The organism is Planctomycetota bacterium (genome assembly GCA_016235865.1).
In the GTDB taxonomy this organism is placed as follows: Bacteria; Planctomycetota; MHYJ01; order JACQXL01; family JACQXL01; genus JACRIK01.
The window spans coordinates 55,842-69,971 of record JACRIK010000035.1; the positions used below are offsets into that span (position 1 = coordinate 55,842).

Genomic DNA, 14,130 nt, shown 5'->3' on the forward strand with positions numbered 1-14,130 from the left:
GGAAGGGTAAAAGGCTGTCTTGGGAAAACGCAGGCCTGGAAGTCAGATATTTAAGGAGTTACAGAGGCAGGTGGGTGTCACCGGCCCTTGAATTCCCGCTTGCCCGCTTGGAACTTAGGCGTTATTTACCATATATGGATTTGTTGGGGACATTATTATTCATAGAAGACACAAGTGCAAACTTGCCAAGGAATGAAATATCCATCTCTTTTTTTATTGCATTAGATTTGTCGGACAACCAAGGGTATTCTATTATTTTTGCTTTAACCTCAACTGTTATTGGCGTTTTAATTACTGTATTATTGAATTTAAAAGATACATTCCCTTTATAACTACGGGGAAAAGTACTTGTTCCATATCCCTCCCATGAAATAGGAGAAATCTGTTCTAATTTTTTATGTCCCGCATCATACAAAACCACTGCAACATCCTCCCATTTAACATCTCCTTTATAATGCAAGATTTCGAACATTACCTTAAAGATGCCATCTTGCCATCTAAGTAAAATCGTATTTCTTGAAACCTCCAAATTATTATCTTTTGTGATAATTGTTATTTCATTATCCTTGATTAATTGCCGCGTGTTTTCAGAGTCAGCAACTATAATGGGCACGCAAGTGATTTTACTGTAAGCACTCGTGTTAATCTCATTATTGTCAAGTGTGCAACAACTAATACAACAGTAAAAAAATATTAGCCTTATTGGAATTAACAAATATCTACACATATTACCTCCATCTAATTTTCCCTGTGACACACACCTCGCCTCCAATTGACTTTTTATGCTCCAAGTATATATAACGCTGCTTTTGATGTCAATTGAAATCCACACCTACCGGTAGGTAGATTCGCTATGTGCGGTCCCTTCGGGTTCGTGTGTATCTGTGTGCATCTGTGGTTTCAAATTCCGGTGTTTTGAATTACCAAGATATTCATTAAGCGAGAAGACCTGCATCTGGCCTTTGCGGACTAGTTCAATGGCATTGGCCGCGGCCCGGGCCGCGGTGATAGTGGTGATAAACGGTATGCCCAGTTCCACAGCCAGACGCCGCATCCGATAGCCGTCCCGTTTTGGGCCGCTACCCTCGGTCGGCGTATTAATAATAAGTTTGACCTTACCTTCCCGCATCAGCGAGAGCGCATTGGGCGTCTGCCGTTCACTGATGCGCCAGACCGTGGTCACCGGAACTTTATTATTAACTAAATACTGCGCCGTGCCTTTGGTGGCAATAATCGTCAGTCCGTTTTCCGTTAGTTTGCGGGCAATCGGGGCTATCTTTTCCTTGTCCGAATCGCAGACCGTGATATAGACCTGGCCTTCGGTCGGCAGAGAATTCCCGGCCGCCAGCAACGCCTTGTAATAGGCCAGGCCGAATGATTTGTCTATGCCCATGACCTCGCCGGTCGATTTCATCTCCGGCCCCAGAATGGCATCCACACCGGGCAGTTTCATAAACGGGAATACCGGCGCCTTGACCGAGACATAATCCACCTGCACCATTTCAATCAGTCCGAGTTGCTTGAGCGTGGCTCCGAGCATCAGTTTCGTGGCAATCTTAGCCATGGGCACGCCGATGGTCTTGGAGACATAAGGCACGGTCCGGCTGGCCCGCGGGTTGGCCTCAATCATATAAACCTTGTTGTCCTTGACCGCCAACTGGATGTTAATCAGCCCGATGGTCTTCAATGCCAGCGTCACCTCTCTGGTGATGCGCTTGATTTCGGCAATAATCTCCGGCTTAAGCGTCTGGGTCGGTATGACACAGCCGGCATCGCCGGAATGCACCCCGGCTTCTTCAATATGCTCCATAATCGCGCCGATAAAAACATCCGTGCCGTCCGACAGCGCGTCCACGTCTATCTCCACGGCATTGGAGATATATTTATCCACCAGCACCGGATGCTTTTTGGATATCCGGGCCGCCGAGGTGATATAGAATTCCAGGTCCTTTTCGTTATGGACGATTTCCATGCCCCGCCCGCCCAGGACATAACTGGGCCGGACCAGGACCGGGTAGCCAATCTTGCCGGCCAGTTCGCGCACCTCGTCAAATGAATAACCGGTATGCCCTTCGGGCTGGATAACGCCCATCTTGCGCATGAGCGCCTCAAACCTGCGCCGGTCTTCGGCCATGTCTATGGAATCAGCCGGCGTGCCGAATATCTTGGTCTTAAGGTCTTTTCTCCGGCTCAACTCGGCCTGCAGCGGCATAGCCAGATTAACCGAGGTCTGGCCGCCGAACTGGACCACCACGCCATCCGGATTTTCCAGTTCAATGACATTCATGACATCCTCAAAGGTCAGCGGCTCGAAATAGAGCCGGTCTGAGATGTCGTAGTCCGTGGACACGGTCTCGGGATTATTATTTATGATGATGGCCTTGATGCCCTGTTCGCGCAGGGCCATGACGCCGTGCACACAGCAGTAATCAAATTCAATGCCCTGGCCGATGCGGATGGGCCCGCCGCCCAGGATGAGAACCTTGGTCGGTTGGCCGGTCTGCCGGTCTGCCGGTCTATCGGTTTGACTGGCTGACTGGCTGACTGGCTGACTGGTTAACTGGCTTTCGTATGTCGAGTAGAAATACGGTGTCTTGGCCTCAAACTCAGCCGCGCAGGTGTCCACCATCTTATATGAAACGTTTATGCCCAACGCCTGGCGATGCGCCGTAATCTTCGGCTCGTCCATTCCCAGCACATAACCGATATATTCGTCTGAGAATCCCATCTGTTTCAGGTGATAGAAAAATTCCTTATCCAGCTTGCCGAAACCACGCAGTTTCAATTCCTGTTCGGCCTTTACTATATTATGAAGCTTATTAATAAAGAAGATGTCCCATTTGGTAATGTCGGCCAGCGTGGTCGGCTGGTAACCACGGCGCAGTGCCTCGACAATGGCAAAGAGACGCTTGTCAGTCGGCTCAACCAGTTCGCTCAACAGCGTGGACTTGGACCAGGCCTCGGGCTCAATGGCAATCCGGTCCGTCTCCAGCGACCGCACCGCCTTCATAATGGATTCCTCGACCGTCCGGCCGATGGCCATGACCTCGCCGGTGGATTTCATCTGGGTGCCGATGCGCCGGTCCACAGTCCGGAACTTGTCAAACGGCCAGCGCGGGATTTTCATCACTACATAATCCAAAGCCGGCTCAAACGAGGCAAAGGTCTTGCCGGTAACTGAATTGGGAATCTCATCCAGCGCCAGCCCGACGGCAATCTTGGCCGCCACCCGGGCAATCGGATAGCCGGTGGCCTTGGATGCCAGGGCCGAGGAACGCGAGACGCGCGGATTAACCTCTATCACCCGGTATTGTCCGTTGGCCGAATTAAGCGCAAACTGGACATTGCATCCGCCTTCGATGCCCAGCGCCCGGATAATCTTCAAGGAAGCATTGCGGAACATCTGGTGGTCGCGATCCGACAGGGTCTGGGACGGCGCTATGACAATACTCTCTCCGGTATGGACGCCCATCGGGTCCAGGTTTTCCATATTGCAGATGATGATGCAGTTATCGTTCTTGTCGCGCATGACCTCGTATTCATATTCCGCCCAGCCCAGCACGCATTCCTCAACCAGCACCTGCTTGATACGCGAATAACTCAGGCCCAGGGTAACGATTTCCTCCAGCTGTTCCTTATTCTCGGCAATGCCGCTACCCGTGCCGCCCAGGGTATAGGCCGCCCGGATAATCACCGGATAGCCGCCCACCTGGTCAATCACGGACAAGACCTCTTCCAGCGTATGGCAGGCCACGCTGCGCGGGGTGGGTTCCTTGATATCGTGCATCAACTGGCGGAACAGGTCACGGTCTTCGGAGGCCGCTATGGTTTTGGAAGAACTGCCTAATAATTCCACATTATATTTCTTGAGGACGCCTAACTCAGCCAATTCACTGCAGAGATTAAGGGCCGTCTGCCCGCCCATGCCGGACAGGATACCCTGGGGCCGTTCCTTCTCGATAATCCGGGTAAGCATCTCGGCCGTCAATGGCTCGACATAGGTTACATCGGCCGTCTCGATATCGGTCTGGATGGTGGCCGGGTTGGAATTTACCAGCACCACCTGATAGCCCTCTTCACGGAGCGAGCGGCAGGCCTGGGTGCCGGAGAAATCAAACTCCGCCGCCTGGCCGATAACAATCGGGCCGGAGCCGATTATCATTAACTTCTTAAGGTCAGTTCTTTTTGGCATAGACTAAAATTAAATTAATTGATAACTCAACAACCAATAATATTGCAACTTCCGGAATTTAACGCCTGTAGCAATCCCGGCTAATCGGTTGTGTATAAACTCTTCATCAGGGAAATTCTTTAAAACCATATGTTCAGTCCCGTCAGCCAGCTTCCCGACCTGATAAGTATTGCCTTCATTATCCTGTTTGGCAATCGGCGTGCTGCTGCCGGGCGCATAAAGATTATCAACAAAAACCACCTTACCATTTGGCCTGATTTTCTGATTGGACACTCGCAAGAACTCCGCTAATCGCTGTATTGGAACATGAGACCAGATAAAACATCCGCACCCGGCATCAAACTCATCCTTGACATTATCCAACTTGTATATATCCGCGATTTCAACCCTGACATTATTTTTGGGATAGTCCTTCCGTTCGGCTAATTCCAAAACCTCTTTGTTAATATCAGTAGCTAAAATAGACCTGGCGGATTGGGCAATATATTGCGTCCAGTATCCGGTACCGCAGGCAATTTCCAGCACATTCAATTCTGACAGTTCGTTTCGCAGATAATCAATTATCACAGGGATATCCTGTTGCCGTTCCGGCTTCTGGTATATTTTCTCATATTCCAGTGCCCGCCGGGCGTAATATTCAATTAAATCATCACTCATAACTTATACGAACTACCGACTACTGTTTACTTGTTCGATGAATTTATCGAACAAGTATTTACTGTCCCATGGGCCGGGCGAGGCCTCGGGATGATACTGAACCGAGAATATCGGCAGTTTCTTATGCCTCATCGCCTCAACCGTTCCGTCATTGACATTCAACGCGGTGATTTCTATATCCGCCGGAATAGAATTCTGGTCCACGGCAAACCCGTGGTTCTGAGAGGTGATATAAACCCGGTGGTCGGATGCGAATTTCACCGGCTGATTAGCGCCCCGATGCCCGAACTTGAGTTTATAGGTCTTGGCCCCGAAGGCCAGGGACAGAATCTGGTGCCCCAGGCAGATGCCCATTATCGGGTATTTTTCATATACAGCCCGGATGGTCTGGACCACGGTAGCTATAATCTCAGGATGTGCCGGGTCGCCCGGCCCGTTGGAAACCAGAATCCCGTTTGGCGCGATATTATTTATCTCGTCAGGCAAGGTATTATATGGCGCCCGGATAACCGTGCAGCCCCGCTGGGTCAGCTCGCGAATGATATTCATCTTGGTTCCGCAATCAATCAGCAGAATCTTCGGACCCTCTTTGCCAGAGTGATTCTCAGGATGCAGGGTCACCGATGCCGAACAGGACACCTCAGACACCAGATTATATTTATCAGGCGACGGCATCATCTTGGCCTCGTAACGCAGGATATCCAGTTCGGAAGCCGAGATATTTCCGGCGCTGGTCTTGAGAATAGCCCGCAGGGTTCCGCTCTGGCGGGTCTTGATAGTCAGTTGCCGGGTATCTATGCCGGAGATACCGGGAATTCGGTGGCCTTTCAGGAAACTATCCACTGTCATTCCGGAAAATCTGTGAGAGGGTTGCTCGCAGAGTTCCCGGACCACAAACCCCTCGGCCTGAATCTTCTCTGATTCCGAACATTCGGGACTGATGCCGTAGTTGCCGATTAACGGATAGGTCATCATCAGGATTTGGCCGTTGTATGACGGGTCGGTCAGTGCTTCCTGGTAGCCGGTCATACCGGTATTAAAAACGAGTTCGCCCTTGATGGTCTTTTCGCTGCCGAATCCGTTGCCGTGAATAATTGAACCGTCCTCTAACACGAGGACCGCCTTAAGAGGTGCTGTCATTTAGTGATTTTTAGAACCTTATTTACTATTAAAAAAGCCAGCCTGTCAACAAATTATGGAATATTTTTGACAACTGGATTGAACAGATTAGATTTTCCGCCGGGATAATTCGTTGCTATAGCGTATACCCAGAGTGGCAGCGTTTTCCTTGAGCCAGTCGGTCAGTTTAGTTGTGCATATCGGAGGCGAATGTGTGCATAGTAAACCAGCCATCAATCCTTTTATCTCATCCCTCGTGATAATTACATCTCCCATCATCTTGCCCATCAGCCAGCCGGACAGATATCCGATTATCGGCGGAATCGGAATAATCGGCCTGGTTACTCCGATGGCATCCCTGATTTGCCTGACCAATTCCCGATAAGTAAATGTCTCAGGGCCAATGGCATCAATGATACAATTCTCTTTTCTCTGCCCTTGTTCAACAGCCAATCTGGCCAGGTCAACGGCATAGATGGGCTGAAGCCGGTAATTGCCACTACCGAATACGCCGAATATCGGGAAGTTTCTCAGGAACCAGGCGATATTATTTATCAGAATATCCTCTTTACCAAATATAATCGCCGGTCTGAGAATTGTATACGATAAACCTGATTCTATCAGGACGCGTTCCACCTTTGCCTTGCCGCTGAAATATTCCAATGGCGAATCCATTGAAGGATTAGTTACGCTGATATGAACCACCCTTTTTACCCCGGCCTGCTTAGCCGCAGCAAATAGTTTGGCGGAATTATCAACTGCATGAGCGAACGAGAAGTTCTTATGATTAAATCTGACCCAGTAAGTGTTATAGAGAACCGCAGTCCCGCGCAGGGAATTAATAAGTCCCTCTGTGTTATCAAAATCCAGCGGATGAACTTTTATCTGACTTGTTGTATGGGATTTCAACTCCGGTTCCCCCTCACCTATCCTCTCCCCATTGGGGAGAGGGAAGGGTGAGGGGGCTAATTTATTCGTCAGCGTGTGGGTTTCATAACCCGCATCAATGAGTTGCCGGGCGATGTATCTGCCGGTATATCCGAACGCGCCGGTTACTGTATGAATCTCGGAGGGCATAATCTAATTAGAACACATCCCCGTTTTCCTTGATTTTCTTATTCTCGTAAGGCGCGACCAGACGGCGATAGAGTTCCTGCTGAACGCAGGCCACCACACCCATCATCCGGTTGTAGTTGAAATACCCGCCCCCCGATATATTCATCGGGGTTCGGGCAGGCGACGGAGAATAAAGTTCTTTCATCATCGTGCTGATGCAGTAATTGATATGGCCATCCACCTTCTCCATCGGAATGGATTTTAGTTTCTTGATAAGGGCCTTGAGTTCGGGTTCAATGGCTTTACGGCTGGTTTTGTCTATATAGGGCATATTGTTCTCCTTGTTCGCACAAGATTGTCAAGAATTGTCATAAATGGTCAGATATAGTCAAGTATAGTAATTTAACCATACTTGACAATTCTTAGCCACATTTGACTATACTTGACTTATAAGGTTTTTAGTGTTGACCACATTGAGCTTCTGGAACAGGAACACGAATTTGTCTTCCAGCGCTTTGGTGATGGGATTGAGTTTATCCTGCGGCAGGTCCCACATCTGTTTCTTGAACGGGCCGAATGCCTTTTTCCGGGTGTTGTACAGGAACTGCTCATCCGTGTCCTTGGGCTTGCGTTCGTCCGAATGGTTTTTGACCAGATGCTCGTTAATGGCCTTAAGCATATCCTTGGGAAACTGCGGATGCTCATAGATAATGTTCTGGAACCCGGTGGCCAGGTGCACCTCAGCCGTGCCGGTCTTGGGGAACTGGTCAAAGGCGTTATCCGGCAAGGTGGATGCGCCGTGCTGGACCGCGCCGGCCATCTTGAATTCCTTGCGGGCAATGTCGGACAGCGTCTTGAGCGTGTCAAAGTCAATCTTCACCTCTGCAATCGAGCCGTCCGGCAGGACTACCCCGCCGTGCTTGGTGCCGGTCTGGACGCTAATCTTGGAAATACCTTTCAAGCCCGGCTTCAGGAAAGAATTATACTGCTTCATAAATGCCCGGAGTTCTTCAGGATTGCTGTTCTGCTTGCCCACCTCGCCGATTTCACCGCCTACGGAAATGGTCACACCTTTGGGCTGGAGTTCCCGGATATAAGCGGTCAGTTCAGCCGTGATTCTGGCGTTCTCCTTCTGCTGTTCCTCAACCGTCGGCTTGGATAAATCCACCAGCGTGGATGCGTCAATATCAATATTATAGAAACCGGCCTCGATGGCGTCCTTGATAAGTTTCTTAAGTCCGCCTATTTCGCCTTGCGGGTCAGTTGCGTATTTCTTGGAACTCACCTGGAAATGGTCGCCCTGGATAAAGACCGGGCCCTGATAGCCCTCTTTAATGGCGGCCGCCAGGACGCAGGTGGCATATTCTTCCGGTTGCTGTTCGGTATATTTTATCTCGCTCCGGGCAATCTCAAATATAAACGGACCAACCTGATTCTTGATAGCCGCCCTGAATACGGCCCGGGCCACTTCATAGGTTAGGCCCCGGATATTGATGGCCGGAACGGTCTTGTTGGCATAGACGCCCTGGGCGGCCGCATCATATATCTTCTGGATGCTGGCCGAAGTCACGCCGGTACACTTGGCGAGATCCTTAATCAGCCAAGCCGTCTGCTTCTTGAGATTGGCATTATCGCCGAACACGTAGGTGTAAATCAGGTTATCAATGCCTTCAGACCTGAGCGTATCCAGGTCTTTTATCTTTACGGTATTATCAGGATATTTGTCTATAAGTGGAGAGATACAATCGCGGAAATCCTGGTTGTTTTGGTATGTTTTCATAATTTCTCCTTTATATTGTGCAGAGATTGCCACGCTCCCCGATTGTCATCGGGGAGCTCGCAATGACAGTCATTGCGAGGAACAAAGTGACGAAGCAATCTCATAAACTTACTTGAAATTACTATGTTACTTCTTATTCATCTTCATCCAACCAAATTTCTTTATGAATTCCTCTTTGGTCATCTTGCCGGTCTGGCACAGTTTATCCAGTTGCCCGGCATCATCAAAGTCACCCTTTTCCAGCCGAATCATATAAGACCGGGCCACTTCGTAGGATTCAGTATCCACTTCCACATAACGGATTCTGGTCTTGCCGGTGGCCGGGTCCATGATATCCGGGAAATAGATGGGTGTAATCTTGCCGCCCTGAAGTGAAATCATGGCGCCGCTGCCGCCGGTCTGGAGAAACTTACTGGCGCCGTAACCCAAGTCGCGGGTGTATTCGCAATCAAAGGGAATAGGCGGCGCGCACCGGAGTTCATAACCGATATCCTTATCCACGATGGTAATCTTAATGCCCTTTGCTTCCAGCCGTTTCTTGACCTCGTTTTTGAGAAACTTGCCCAGGTCCACATCAGCCAGCCGGAGATTATCGTGCTCGTCCCGCCCGACGCTGAACAGGATGGAATCATCAGACGATAATTTCTCAGCCAGTCCTTCGGCCAGGATGGCCACGCCGTGTTCCTTGCCCATGCTTAGCCGCTTGATAATCGCGCCTTCCAGCACATCGGCTATCTGGGCTATCTTGACTGACTTGTTGCCGAACTCCTCAGCCACGATGGTCAGGGTCGCGCCTGATGCCTTACCAATGCCTAAAGCCAAATGCCCGGCCTTACGTCCCATGGTAATAATAAAATACCAGCGATTGGTGGTAACCGAATCCTCCATGATATTGCGGACAATCTCCACGCCGAAATGCCGGGCCGTGTGGAACCCGAAGGTGGATTTATTATCCGGCAGAGGTAAATCATTATCTATGGTCTTGGGCACGTGGACAATGCGGATTTTATTCTGGGTTTCTTTGGCGATAACGCTGGCCGTGTAAGCCGTGTCATCGCCGCCGATAGTGATGAGCCGGTCTATGCCCAGTTTAATGAGCGAGTCAATGACGTTCTTTATCTTGACCTTGTCCTTGGTCGGGTTTTCCCGCGAGGTGCGCAGGATGGAGCCGCCGTCAAAATGGATGCGCGAGACGTCGTCAATCGTCAGCGGCATGACCTGCGCGGTATCGGCCTGGGCCAGATGCTTAAAGCCGTCCATAATGCCCAGCACCTGCCAGCCGTGGTTGACGGATTCGATGGTGGCCGCGCTGATAACGCCGTTGATGCCCGGCGCCGGACCACCGCCCACTAATATGCCCAAGTATTTAGTGTCAGACATAATTTTATCTTACTCCAATTATTTATAATTGTCAACAAGAAACATACCAAGAAACTGAATAACGAAAGAACTCGAAGAGACCGCGTTTAGCGAACTAAAGAACAATAAGTTCTTAAGTTTTTCAGTCCCTCAGTTTTTTAGTTATGCCTTACCGCGCCAGAACTAAAACATATACATTCTTAACCCCGGCTTTCTTGAGTGTCCGGCTAATCTCCGAGGCCGTGGCGCCGGTGGTCAAAACATCGTCTATCAACAGGATATTCTTACCGTCTATGGCTTTAGGGTTAGTTACCTCAAAGGCATCCAACAGATTCTTCTTGCGGTTGACCGAATCCAGTCCGGCCTGGTCCGGTGTGGGCCGGGTCTTTACCAGATTGTCTATCTCCAAGGGAATACCTGTGGCCTGACTCAGCCGCTCGGCCAAGAGCTGGGATTGGTTAAACCCCCGCTCCTTGAGTTTGCCACGATACAGCGGCGCCGGCATAATCATATCTATCTGCGGTAATAGTTGGGTCACGCCCTGCCATCGGGCAACGAGCAGACCGGATAGTTCGTCCAGCAATACCCGTTCCTTGGCGTATTTGAATTTATGGATGGCCTCACGGATGACGCCGTCATAGCCGGCTACGGCAATGGCCCGAGCGAACCTGGGCGGATGGGCATGGCATTCCTGGCACAAGGTATCGGGCTGGACATACGGACCCAGGTCAATCCCGCACTTAGGGCAGGATGTATCCTGGTTGATAAAGGTAATCTGGGTAGTGCAATCCGAACACAGCGCCCGGCGGTCCGTCTGATTGAGAGAGATGTTGCACACCAGGCAATAGCGCGGATAAATCAGGTCGAGAACACTTTGCAACCACAGATGACACAGATTACACAGATTAATACTGGTTCCCATATCAGATCAGGATTAGTTTTTATTGGATTAAAGCACAGGACTATTATATAAAGAATATGTATGAAATCAACAACATACTGCTTATTACTGCCAATCCTGTTACTGGCACTAATCTCCTGCGGGTCAAACCCTGACAATAATGAAATCATCTTAGCCACCACCACCAGCGTGCAGGATACCGGACTGCTGGATGTCCTGACCGACATATTCAAGAAGAATACCGGCTACAAAATCAAGGCCATTGCCGTCGGCTCAGGCGAAGCCATGGCTCTGGGCAGGCGCGGCGATGCCGATGTGCTGCTGGTCCACTCGCCCAAGGACGAAGAGACGTTTATGTCCGACGGATTCGGCAAGAGCCGGGTAACATTTATGTATAACTACTTTGCTATCGTCGGACCGGCTGATGACCCGGCCGGATGCTCCAAAACCGCTTTAGCCGCCGAGGCGTTCTCCAGAATCGCCGCAACCTCATCGCCGTTTATCTCGCGGGGTGATAATTCCGGCACGCATAAGAAAGAGATGTCCCTGTGGAACGAAACAGGCATTAATCCCAAAGGCAAATGGTATATTCAGGCCGGGGTAGGAATGGGCCAGACCCTGTTAATCGCCGGCGAAAAGAACGCCTATACGCTCTCTGACCGCGGGACTTATCTGGCCTTTAAAGATGCGGTAGCGCTCAAGATTGTCAAGGACGGCGTGCCTGACCTGAAGAATAATTATTCGGTAATCGTATTAAACCCTGATAAATTCCCCAATGTAAACTTAAAGGGCGCGCAGGCGTTTGCCGACTTTCTTACCTCGCCGGAAACACTAAAACTGATTTCCGAATACGGCAAGGATAAATACGGGAAAGGGCTGTTCTTTCCGGTGGTTAAGTAAAATATATCGCCACAAAGGCACTAAGACACGAAAGAATAAAATACCCCTCCCTTGATGGGAGGGGCAAGGGGAGGGTGAGTATAAGACAAATCCCCCTCACCCTACCCTCTCCCACAAGGGGAGAGGGAACAGGATAAATTATTCTTAGTGTCTTTGTGGCCAGAAATTCTTATGAACGAACTATTTGACATTATCCGGACATCGTTAGAGGTCTCAGGATTATCACTTATCATTGCGGGCTTTATCGGCATCCCTCTGGGCGTGATTATCGGATTATCCGCCTTTCGCGGTAAGAAATGGCTGATTGCCCTGGTCAATACCGGGATGGGCCTACCGCCGGTCTTAGTCGGGCTGGTAGTCGTGATTATCCTGGGCAGAAGCGGCCCACTAGGATTCATGGGTCTATTATATTCCAGGACTGCAATGGTCATAGCCCAGACCATCATTGCCCTGCCGATTATCACGGCATTTACCACTGCCGGCATCCAAAAGATAAATCCGGAACTGGTGCGCCAAACCATCTCCCTGGGCGCCACCAGGTTCCAACTCTTCCGCATCATCATCCAGGAGGCCCGGCTGACCATCCTGGTGGCCCTGATGGCCGGATTCGGCAGTATCATCTCCGAGGTCGGCGCGGTCATGATGGTAGGCGGAAATATCAAGGGCGATACCACGGTCCTGACTACCGGAATACTCCAGTCCACCCGGATGGGATTATTTAACGAAGCCCTGATACTGGGCGGCGTGTTATTGGTGATTAGTTTTATTGTTAACCTAACACTAACGTTAATCCAACAAAAAAGAATGTATTAACCACAAAGAACACAAAGGTCACGAAGAATTCTTTGTGTTCGCTATCGCGGTCACTTTGTGGTCTTAGTGCCCTTTGTGGTGAATCTTATATACTAAAAGTATGTCTTTATTAGCTGTTAAGGATTTATCATTCTCTTACCAGGGACAGGGTGAGTTTACTCTATCTATCCCCCATTTTGAACTGAATCATGGGGAACGAGTAGCCCTCATCGGTCCCAATGGCGCGGGCAAGACCACCTTCCTGCAAATTATTGCCCTGTTGCACAAGATAGGCAATGGAACCATTCTATATAATAGTAGCGCGATAAAAAGCCGTGAAGATATCCTTCAATATCACCGCCAGACCGCCTTTGTGCCCCAGAGACCGACGATGTATAACCGCTCAGTCCTGGACAATGTTGCAATCGGCCTAATGATTCGTAATATCCGACCGGTTGAAATCGGTGAAAGAGTTATTGAAATGCTCAAGGCACTGAAGATTTCCCACCTGACTCATCGCAATGCCCTGAGCATCTCCGGCGGCGAGGCCCGGCGGGTAATGCTGGCCCGGGCCCTGGTGTTAAACCCCAAAATCCTGTTCCTGGACGAGCCATTTGCGGATTTGGATGAGCCGGTCCGGCGCTCTATAATAGAAGACACCCTGCCTATCTTGAGTTCAACCGGATGCGCCACCATATTTGTCACGCATAACCAGGACGAGACCTACCAGCTGGCCAACCGTTTTATGGTGCTGATAAAGGGACAGATCGTCCAGTCCGGCACGGCCTATGAGATATTCGGCAATCCGGCCACCAAGGAGGTGGCGGAATTCATCGGCATCAGGAATATTATCCCGGCTGAGATAACCGGGGAGGATAGCGGTATGCTCCAGTTATCGCTCTCAGGTGGAATTCATCTTTGGTATTCCGGCCCCGCACCCAAAGGTAAGCAGGTCCTGTGCTGCATTCCACCGGAATCGATTACCATATCAACCGACACACTGCAATTACATAGCAGCGCGCGCAATGCACTTCAGGGTATTATCAAAAAGGTCATACCCTCAAGATATCTGGTCTGGCTGGAGATAGATTGCAACGGAGTGCCGTTAACCGCCTCGGTCACCCATCAATCAGTCAAGGAACTCGGATTGACATCCGGAAAACCAGCCAGCGTCCTCATCAAGGCCACGGCCATACAGTTACTGGAAAGATAATTAGCCAGGCCGCTTACTGATTTCCGCCTTCAGCTTATCCGGGATAGGCCGGCAGGCGCAGTTCCTGGTGTGCGCCAGGTGCCACTTGATTCTCTGTTCCAATGTCGGATTGACCGGCATCTTGTGTTTTAGGTGCCAGGGTTTATTTATCTTCATAGATG

Annotated in this window: 13 protein-coding genes; 3 read left to right on the top strand and 10 right to left on the bottom strand. The window is 50.1% G+C overall.

Features of this window, described 5'->3' with window-relative positions; all coding sequences use genetic code 11:
• Positions 1 to 121: 121 nt before the first annotated feature.
• From HZA49_11175 to HZA49_11215, 9 genes are all read right to left on the bottom strand, one after another.
• The gene (locus tag HZA49_11175) at positions 122 to 613 is read right to left on the bottom strand and encodes a hypothetical protein (GenBank protein MBI5779997.1); all 492 of its coding nucleotides are present in this window, start codon (positions 611 to 613) and stop codon (positions 122 to 124) included.
• Positions 614 to 832: 219 nt separating this feature from the next.
• Positions 833 to 4,192, bottom strand: a complete 3,360-nt coding sequence (gene carB / locus HZA49_11180; GenBank protein MBI5779998.1) for a carbamoyl-phosphate synthase large subunit — start codon at positions 4,190 to 4,192, stop codon at positions 833 to 835.
• 9 nt (positions 4,193 to 4,201) lie between these two features.
• Entirely contained in the window at positions 4,202 to 4,849 is a 648-nt protein-coding gene (locus tag HZA49_11185; protein MBI5779999.1) for a methyltransferase domain-containing protein, read from the bottom strand.
• A gap of 12 nt (positions 4,850 to 4,861) precedes the next feature.
• A complete protein-coding gene (carA, locus tag HZA49_11190) occupies positions 4,862 to 5,989 on the bottom strand; it encodes a glutamine-hydrolyzing carbamoyl-phosphate synthase small subunit (GenBank protein ID MBI5780000.1) in 1,128 nt (375 codons plus the stop codon).
• 87 nt (positions 5,990 to 6,076) lie between these two features.
• A complete protein-coding gene (locus HZA49_11195) occupies positions 6,077 to 7,045 on the bottom strand; it encodes an NAD(P)H-binding protein (protein MBI5780001.1) in 969 nt (322 codons plus the stop codon).
• 7 nt (positions 7,046 to 7,052) lie between these two features.
• Positions 7,053 to 7,355 (bottom strand): hypothetical protein, encoded by a 303-nt coding sequence (locus tag HZA49_11200; protein ID MBI5780002.1) that lies wholly within the window; start codon positions 7,353 to 7,355, stop codon positions 7,053 to 7,055.
• Positions 7,356 to 7,460: 105 nt separating this feature from the next.
• On the bottom strand, positions 7,461 to 8,804 hold the full coding sequence (locus HZA49_11205; protein ID MBI5780003.1) for a class II fructose-bisphosphate aldolase: 1,344 nt from the start codon (positions 8,802 to 8,804) through the stop codon (positions 7,461 to 7,463).
• Positions 8,805 to 8,930: 126 nt separating this feature from the next.
• Positions 8,931 to 10,184 (bottom strand): 6-phosphofructokinase, encoded by a 1,254-nt coding sequence (locus HZA49_11210; GenBank protein MBI5780004.1) that lies wholly within the window; start codon positions 10,182 to 10,184, stop codon positions 8,931 to 8,933.
• Positions 10,185 to 10,332: 148 nt separating this feature from the next.
• Positions 10,333 to 11,085, bottom strand: coding sequence for a ComF family protein (locus tag HZA49_11215; GenBank protein ID MBI5780005.1), 753 nt, complete (start codon positions 11,083 to 11,085; stop codon positions 10,333 to 10,335).
• Between the two features lie 60 nt (positions 11,086 to 11,145).
• Here HZA49_11215 and HZA49_11220 point away from each other — a divergent pair, with 60 nt between their 5' ends.
• The 3 genes from HZA49_11220 to HZA49_11230 all read left to right on the top strand — a co-directional run bounded on the left by HZA49_11220 (position 11,146) and on the right by HZA49_11230 (position 13,969).
• Entirely contained in the window at positions 11,146 to 11,964 is an 819-nt protein-coding gene (locus tag HZA49_11220) for a substrate-binding domain-containing protein (protein MBI5780006.1), read from the top strand.
• Positions 11,965 to 12,135: 171 nt separating this feature from the next.
• The gene (locus HZA49_11225) at positions 12,136 to 12,777 is read left to right on the top strand and encodes an ABC transporter permease (GenBank protein ID MBI5780007.1); all 642 of its coding nucleotides are present in this window, start codon (positions 12,136 to 12,138) and stop codon (positions 12,775 to 12,777) included.
• A 100-nt stretch (positions 12,778 to 12,877) separates the two neighbouring features.
• Positions 12,878 to 13,969: an ABC transporter ATP-binding protein gene (locus tag HZA49_11230; GenBank protein ID MBI5780008.1), complete on the top strand. Its 1,092-nt coding sequence runs from the start codon at positions 12,878 to 12,880 to the stop codon at positions 13,967 to 13,969.
• Here the strand turns inward: HZA49_11230 and HZA49_11235 are convergent, their stop codons facing one another.
• On the bottom strand, positions 13,970 to 14,125 hold the full coding sequence (locus HZA49_11235) for a hypothetical protein (GenBank protein ID MBI5780009.1): 156 nt from the start codon (positions 14,123 to 14,125) through the stop codon (positions 13,970 to 13,972).
• Positions 14,126 to 14,130: the final 5 nt, after the last annotated feature.

Bases quoted from the DNA above. Each gene is read 5' to 3' on its own strand.
- HZA49_11205 (MBI5780003.1), bottom strand. From the start codon at position 8,804: ATGAAAACATACCAAAACAACCAGGATTTCCGCGATTGTATCTCTCCA.
- HZA49_11230 (MBI5780008.1), top strand. From the start codon at position 12,878: ATGTCTTTATTAGCTGTTAAGGATTTATCATTCTCTTACCAGGGACAG.
- HZA49_11185 (MBI5779999.1), bottom strand. From the start codon at position 4,849: ATGAGTGATGATTTAATTGAATATTACGCCCGGCGGGCACTGGAATAT.
- HZA49_11215 (MBI5780005.1), bottom strand. From the start codon at position 11,085: ATGGGAACCAGTATTAATCTGTGTAATCTGTGTCATCTGTGGTTGCAA.
- HZA49_11200 (MBI5780002.1), bottom strand. From the start codon at position 7,355: ATGCCCTATATAGACAAAACCAGCCGTAAAGCCATTGAACCCGAACTC.
- HZA49_11235 (MBI5780009.1), bottom strand. From the start codon at position 14,125: ATGAAGATAAATAAACCCTGGCACCTAAAACACAAGATGCCGGTCAAT.
- HZA49_11225 (MBI5780007.1), top strand. From the start codon at position 12,136: ATGAACGAACTATTTGACATTATCCGGACATCGTTAGAGGTCTCAGGA.
- carB (MBI5779998.1), bottom strand. From the start codon at position 4,192: ATGCCAAAAAGAACTGACCTTAAGAAGTTAATGATAATCGGCTCCGGC.
- HZA49_11195 (MBI5780001.1), bottom strand. From the start codon at position 7,045: ATGCCCTCCGAGATTCATACAGTAACCGGCGCGTTCGGATATACCGGC.
- HZA49_11220 (MBI5780006.1), top strand. From the start codon at position 11,146: ATGAAATCAACAACATACTGCTTATTACTGCCAATCCTGTTACTGGCA.
- HZA49_11210 (MBI5780004.1), bottom strand. From the start codon at position 10,184: ATGTCTGACACTAAATACTTGGGCATATTAGTGGGCGGTGGTCCGGCG.
- carA (MBI5780000.1), bottom strand. From the start codon at position 5,989: ATGACAGCACCTCTTAAGGCGGTCCTCGTGTTAGAGGACGGTTCAATT.